This is a genomic window from Mogibacterium timidum ATCC 33093, from assembly GCF_000525775.1.
In the GTDB taxonomy this organism is placed as follows: domain Bacteria; phylum Bacillota; class Clostridia; order Peptostreptococcales; family Anaerovoracaceae; genus Mogibacterium; species Mogibacterium timidum.
In genome coordinates, this window is sequence record NZ_JALU01000013.1 from 35044 (window position 1) to 41969 (window position 6926).

The 6926-nt window shown below is 42.5% G+C and carries 4 protein-coding genes; 3 read left to right on the top strand and 1 reads right to left on the bottom strand.

Annotation, left to right across the window (positions count from 1 at the left end; translation table 11 throughout):
- Positions 1–217: 217 nt before the first annotated feature.
- Positions 218–1246, top strand: coding sequence for a helix-turn-helix domain-containing protein (locus HMPREF0581_RS03100; protein WP_084645328.1), 1029 nt, complete (start codon positions 218–220; stop codon positions 1244–1246).
- 82 nt (positions 1247–1328) lie between these two features.
- Here the strand turns inward: HMPREF0581_RS03100 and brnQ are convergent, their stop codons facing one another.
- Positions 1329–2687: a branched-chain amino acid transport system II carrier protein gene (gene brnQ / locus HMPREF0581_RS03105; protein WP_051426908.1), complete on the bottom strand. Its 1359-nt coding sequence runs from the start codon at positions 2685–2687 to the stop codon at positions 1329–1331.
- A 482-nt stretch (positions 2688–3169) separates the two neighbouring features.
- Between brnQ and HMPREF0581_RS03110 the strand changes: the two genes are divergently transcribed.
- Both HMPREF0581_RS03110 and HMPREF0581_RS03115 read left to right on the top strand, forming a co-directional pair.
- On the top strand, positions 3170–4912 hold the full coding sequence (locus HMPREF0581_RS03110; RefSeq protein ID WP_036380407.1) for an ABC transporter ATP-binding protein: 1743 nt from the start codon (positions 3170–3172) through the stop codon (positions 4910–4912).
- Positions 4912–6630: an ABC transporter ATP-binding protein gene (locus HMPREF0581_RS03115; RefSeq protein WP_036380409.1), complete on the top strand. Its 1719-nt coding sequence runs from the start codon at positions 4912–4914 to the stop codon at positions 6628–6630. Before HMPREF0581_RS03110 ends, HMPREF0581_RS03115 begins: the two co-directional genes overlap by 1 nt.
- Positions 6631–6926 lie beyond the last annotated feature (296 nt).

The following is a 6926-nucleotide window of genomic DNA, read 5'->3' on the forward strand; positions in this document are numbered from 1 at the left end:
GTGTATAATATTGAATTACAATTGATAGTTGCAACTGTGAGTTGACAAATTTCCAAGTATAGTTGGTGGTGAAGAGGACGGTGCTACCATAAGATGAAACCGTAGAACGCAGCTGCTCTATCAAATGAAAATAATATCAATGAGCGAGAAACTCGAAAGAAATATGATAATGAGGAACTTCATATATCAATTATGATAAGAAGCTTAACAGGGGGGCATGATGATAATCGCAGAGAAAATAATGAGTCTGCGTAAGCAGTATGGGTGGAGTCAAGAGGAATTGGCAGACCTTATCGGTGTATCGAGACAGTCTGTATCGAAATGGGAATCGGCAGCATCGATACCCGATATACAGAAGATAATCAAGATGAGCGAAGTTTTTGGGGTGTCGATAGACTATCTGTTAAAGGATGAAATTGATTTACCGGAAACATCTCAGGTCGAGAAGACTTCTGATATAGGAGCTGACAGTGAGAGCTCCGTCAAAAGCGTATCGCTCGAAGAAGCTAATGATTATCTTGATGCGACACATAAGCAAGCATTAAGAACAGCCAGGGCAGTTGCTTTATTTATAATATCACCTGGTTTATATATAGCTGTGGGAGAAATGAACGGTGATCATGGAGAATCGTTTATTTATTCTCCTCTGTTGATGATAGCCTTCGCTGCTATGTTGATTTTGATAGGAATAGGGGTGGCGATGTTAATAAAATCCCATTTCTCAATGTCTAAATATGAGTATCTGTCAAAGGAAGAGATTAAACTCGGATATGGAGTAGAGGCGGCAGTAAAGCGCAGATATGCTCCTGTCCAAGAGGTAATGGGACACAGCATTGCTGTTGGTGTCTTCTTATGTATAGTCGGATTACTTCCTGTTTTCGTATTTAATATGGGCGGACAATTCAGAACGGAGATAGCAGTTATGGCAATACCTCTTACTTTAATGATGGTAGCAATTGCTGTACATACATTTGTAAGAGTCGGAATTATCAACGGGGGCTATAAGAAGCTGCTTCAAGAAGTTGATTACACACCGGAGAATAAACGTGCAGAAGAGAGGATGGCACCATTTGCAGGTGCGTATTGGACAGCAGTAACAGCTATATATATGATACAGAGTTTTTTGCTCGGCAACTGGGGTAGAAGCTGGGTTGTCTGGCCGATTGCCGGAGTGTTGTTTGGCTTTATCTATACGGTATATGAAGCGTATATAAAAAAGAAAGATTCGGATAAGAAAGGATATTGACCGCAAATTAGAACTCCCTCTGAAGAATAAACTTCAAAGGGAGTTTTTATTTACATGTATTAATTTATAGCTGTGAATCAGATCAAGCTGCCGCCGTCCCCTTGACCTTCTTGGATGCGTAGAACACGAGTCCGATTACGAAGCCGATTACTGCAGGCACTACCCAGTCCATTCCGATATCGGAGAATGGCAGGAAATCGCCGACTGCTTTTACAAATCCGTCCAGATGAAGTGCGGAAACTGTTCCTGCAGGAAGGCTCTTAACGCCATCGAATATCGCAGGTAGCATTGTGAAGCCGATTGTCCACCTGTATACGACCGTGTGGTAATTGTACAGTCCGCCGATGATGCTTATCAGGATGATAACGATCGTCAGCGGATACAGGAACATCAGCATCGGTACGGAGTAAGCGATGATCTTGACCAGTCCGAAGTTGGCAAATGTGAACGAGATGATCGTGAAGATTATTGCCCATGTCTTATACGACAGCCGGTTAGGAAACATCTCTCCAAATGTCTCTGCACAAGCAGTTACAAGTCCGATTGCCGTCTTGAGGCAAGCCAGCGTGATCATAACTGCGAGGAAGAACGCGCCTATATTTCCGAAGTAGTGACCGGCTATTTTGTTGAGCAACGTTCCGCCATCCGGCTGGATGCTGAATATTCCTCTCGACTGAGCACCGGCGACTACCAGCGCCAGATAAATGAGAGCCATCAGCACGGCGCATCCGATGCTGGCTACTGCGGAAGCCTTAGCGATATTTTTAGGTTCCTTAACTCCGAGGTTTCTAACCGCATTGACTATGATGATTCCAAATGCAAGAGATGCGAGAGCATCCATTGTGTTGTACCCTTCGAGGAAGCCTCTGAAGAACGGGTGTGACACATACTCTCCGGTGGGAGCAGCTACGTTAACAGAACCCATCGGCTTCACAAAGCACATGACGATAAGCACTGCCAGGAATACCAGGAATAGCGGATTGATGATCTTACCGACGTGGGTGAGTATATCTGAAGGCTTGAGCGAGAACCACAGTACTGCTGCAAAGAAGCACAGGGAGAATATTCCGAGTACTAGCGGCGAATCCTTGTGGAGTGCCGGTACAAGCCCGACAGAATACGGAACGGTTGCGGTCCTTGGAAGAGCAAAGAACGGTCCTATTGTCAGATATAGAAGACAGGTGAAGAGCAAGCTGTATGGTCTGGATACCTTGCAGCCCAGATCATAGAGACCTTCACTACGCGACAAGGAAATCGCAATAATGCCAAGCAGCGGTAGGCCGACGCCGGTAATTACGAAACCAAGCGTAGCGCTAGCTGTGTGGTCGCCTGCCATCTGTCCCATGAGTGCCGGGAATATCAGATTTCCTGCTCCGAAGAATAGTCCGAAGAGGAGGGAGGCTAGAGCAATGTAATCCTTCATAGTGAATTTTCTGTCCATTGGTATGTCCCCTTTTTAAAATATTTTTTAGTTTAAAACAATAAAGATTGTAACATAGTTTATTAAATTTCACAATATAGTTTGCGATTTTTTAAAATTATATCAAAAATTAATGCGCTTATATTGCTAAATAAGCCGAGAAAGTTATTTCACCTATCCTGCAGATTTCGGAGAAGCAGATAGCTGTCCCTGTATTTATTGAAACCGCATCCAATCAGTGAACAGCTAATGACAATAAAAGTTATCCGAAGTTATTGCATTTTTATAGATGGGAGAGTATGCTAACATAAATGGTTAGAGTACACTAACTAACATCAAATGCATCTCTTTAATAAATATAAACGGTGTGCATATTAAATGTATTGCAGAGCTGTGCGGATTGAATTTCATAATACCTTAATCAATCTGTCGATGTTCGGCGTTTGCCGGGGTATTTCCGGGTTCTTTTATTTAATACAAAAAAGATTAGAGGAGGTTTAAGAATGGATACTTTTAGGAAGCTGTTCAGCTACGCCGAGGAACGCAAGGCTTGCATGATTGCAGCGATGATATTGTCGGGTGTGGCAACGATACTGTCTTTTATCCCCTATTATTTTCTATGGCAGATGCTAAATGAGATAACGGGAAATGCCGACCGGACGTTGATCAGCAAGCTGTCATATCTAATATTCGGAACTACAATTTTATATACTGTCGTGTATCTATCAGCACTTTTATTCAGCCATTTATTCGCCTTTAGGCTTGAAACAAATATGAGGAAGAAGGGCTTAAATGCGCTGCTTGACGCTTCATTTTCGTTCTTTGATATGAACCCGTCAGGCCGCACGCGAAAGATTATAGATGATAATTCTTCAAATACGCATACGATTGTAGCACATATGCTGCCTGATTCTGTAAACGCAGTGCTGTTTCCGATATGTCTGTTGGTTATTTCATTTATGGTTAGCAGGTATGTTGGAATACTGATAATATTAGCAGTGATTGCGGCAAGCATATGCTTTAAATTCATGTATTCAGATCCCGATATGATGAAGGATTACATGGGAGCCCTGGAAGATATCAACTCGGAGACGGTTGAATATGTCAGGGGGATACAGGTGATCAAGATATTTGATATGGTTGTTGAATCCTTCGAGAGGCTTTACAAATCAATTATCAGATATTCTGATGTAGTTAACAGGCAATGCCAGATGTGCAAGAGACCCTATGTTGCCTTTCAGACCTGCATGCTGTGCTTGGCGGCACTCATTATACCTGTTGCCCTTAAGCTGTTGCCAAATGCATCCAATATAAGTGAAGTGATAAGTCTTGTTGTGTTCTTTGCATCCTTCTCGGGACTTCTGATGAATGCCTTTGTTAAGGTGATGTTCTTCAGCAAGAATTTTGAACTGGCAAAGGATGCCATTGACAAGCTCGAGGGTCTTTTCGATGAAATGGACAGGGATAAGCTTTCCCACGGGAAGGTCGAGTCAATGACGAGCTATGACATTGAATTTGACAACGTGACATTCAGCTATGAAGAAGGCGTTGATGTACTAAAGGATTTCAATCTAAAGCTTGCGGGAGGCAGAAGATATGCGCTGGTGGGATCATCCGGCAGCGGTAAATCCACGATTGCCAAGCTTGCATCAGGATTTTACCCGGTAGTAAGCGGACATCTCAGAATCGGCGGGGTTGATATCACAGAATATAAAAGTGAAACACTTGAGCGCGGGATTGCTTTTGTGTTTCAAAATGCCAAGCTGTTTAAGACAAGCATTTATGAGAATGTGAGAATAGGTAAACCGGGATGCAAGCATGAAGAGGTTATGCAGGCTCTTGAATATGCGATGTGCGGGAACATCATCGATAAATTCGAGGAACGGGAAAACACGATTATAGGCGCCGAGGGAGTTCATTTATCGGGTGGTGAGACTCAGAGAATTGCGATTGCCAGAGCCATACTTAAGGATGCTCCAATCATAATCCTTGATGAGGCGAGCGCTGCCAGCGATCCGGAGAATGAATATGAGATGCAGCAGGCCTTTTCAAAGCTTATGGAAGGTAAAACCGTGATTATGATTGCACATAGGCTTTCCAGTATCAGGAATGTTGATGAAATACTTGTTATTGAAGACGGCAAGGTATCCGAACGAGGCCCGCATGATGAGCTTATGTCAACAGACAGCAAGTACAAGAGCTTACAGCAGCTGTATAATCAGGCGAATGAATGGAGGCTATCATAATGAAAAATAAATTGCAGAGATATTTCTCGCTTACCGACACCGGCATAGATAATATGATGAGAGCGGCTCGAGCGTCGTTTTGTAAATATGTGACGTTCTTGATGCCGCCTGTTCTTGTATTCGTTTTTCTTAATGATTTGATATCGGGAAAGCTTAAGTCACCTTCCTATTATATCGGGATGCTAGTGGCGATAGCGATTGTGATGTACCTGCTTACAGCTAGGGAATATAGACTCACATACGATGTTACGTACGAGGAAAGCACCAATCTCAGAATAGAACTAGCTAAAAAGATTAAGGAACTGCCTCTTTCGTATTTTTCTACCCACAATCTGTCAGACCTGTCTCAGACAGTTATGATGGATGTTAGCAATATTGAAATGGCTATATCTCACGCCGTTCCGGAAAGCTTAGGGTTTGCAGCTTTTTTTATCATAATAACCGTAATGATGTGTATCGGGAATCTTATTCTAGGTCTTGCAGTGACACTCCCTATCTGGTTCGGGTTTGCTTTTTTGTTCATGACCAGGAATCTGCAAACAAAAAAGGTCAAGGTATATTACAAGAAATTGCTTGAGAACGCAAACTCATTCCAGAATGCATTTGAAATGCAGCAGGAGATTAAAAGCTATTCGATGCAGAATGAAATCAGAGACGATGTTATATCAAAGCTTGATAATACGGAGAAAATTCACATCGCAGCGGAATTTACAATGGCGATTAACAGTTCGATAATACGGGTTATTCCGCTGTTGGGGCCTGTATTGGTAGCAACTATAGGAGCGGCATTATTTGCAAATGGGAGCATAAGTCTTCTGTACTACGTAGGATATCTGATGGCGGTAACGACGATTTCTCATCAGTACGCAGCTCTTGCCGAGTTCATTATGACGATGTTTTTCTTTGAGGACAGCTTCGGCCGAATCAGAGGACTAATGGATGAGGATGTGCAGACAGGAGCTGATAAAGCGATAAACAGCTATGATATCTGCTTTAAGGATGTGGAATTTCAATATGGCGACAATAAGGTTATAAACGGAATAAGTTTCAAGGCTGATCAAAATGCCGTTACAGCAATAGTTGGACCTTCCGGCTGTGGTAAGACCACTATATTGAGGCTTCTCTCTCGTTTATACGATTACGATAAAGGCAAGATAACAGTTGGTGGCGAAGACATCAAGGCTATTAGTACAGCATCTCTATTTAATAAGATATCAATTGTGTTCCAAAATGTTGAGCTCTTTAACACAAGCGTCATGGAGAATATCAGACTGGGCAGAAAGGATGCTACTGATGAAGAGGTGCTGGAAGCTGCGAGGTTCGCAAATGTGGATGAGATAGCTTCAAAGCTTCCGAATGGATATGCGACTATAATAGGAGAAAACGGTTCAAAGCTATCCGGGGGTGAGCGACAGCGCATCTCCATAGCAAGAGCTTTTCTGAAGAATTCGCCTATAATATTGCTTGATGAAATATCCGCTTCGCTTGATGTGGAAAATGAGATGGAGATTCAGAGCAGCATAAACAGGCTGATCAAGGATAAAACTGTAATTGTAGTATCTCACCGAATGAAATCAATAGAGAAGGCTAATAAAATTATAGTTATTGATGATGGGCGTGTAGTTGGTTCAGGCAGTCACGAGGAGCTCATGAAGAGCTCGGAGCTGTACGGTGCTATGGTTAGAAAGTCACATCTGACGGAAGATTATCTGTATTAAAGCAGTGGTGAATAGCAGCTGTGACACAGCCGATTCCTGTTTAGATCAGATTTTAGGGATAAGACCCGGAACCGTGTGAAATGCCGCTGTGGATAACAAAACGGCATCTGACGTTCGGTATACTCGGTATATAAGCATTGGCTAAAAGGTATAGCACAGGTATTCAAGAAGATGCCAAGCTGCGATGTAAAAAGCGGCTTATAGGACAAAAAACGTGTTACAAAACCGCTATAGCCATTGAAATTTCAATGGCTATAGCGGTTTTATCTTTTTTGAAAGAAGATAGAGGGTGGACA

Excerpts from the sequence above, each read along its gene's own strand:
- brnQ (WP_051426908.1), bottom strand. The coding sequence starts at position 2,687 with ATGGACAGAAAATTCACTATGAAGGATTACATTGCTCTAGCCTCCCTC.
- HMPREF0581_RS03115 (WP_036380409.1), top strand. The coding sequence starts at position 4,912 with ATGAAAAATAAATTGCAGAGATATTTCTCGCTTACCGACACCGGCATA.
- HMPREF0581_RS03100 (WP_084645328.1), top strand. The coding sequence starts at position 218 with ATGATGATAATCGCAGAGAAAATAATGAGTCTGCGTAAGCAGTATGGG.
- HMPREF0581_RS03110 (WP_036380407.1), top strand. The coding sequence starts at position 3,170 with ATGGATACTTTTAGGAAGCTGTTCAGCTACGCCGAGGAACGCAAGGCT.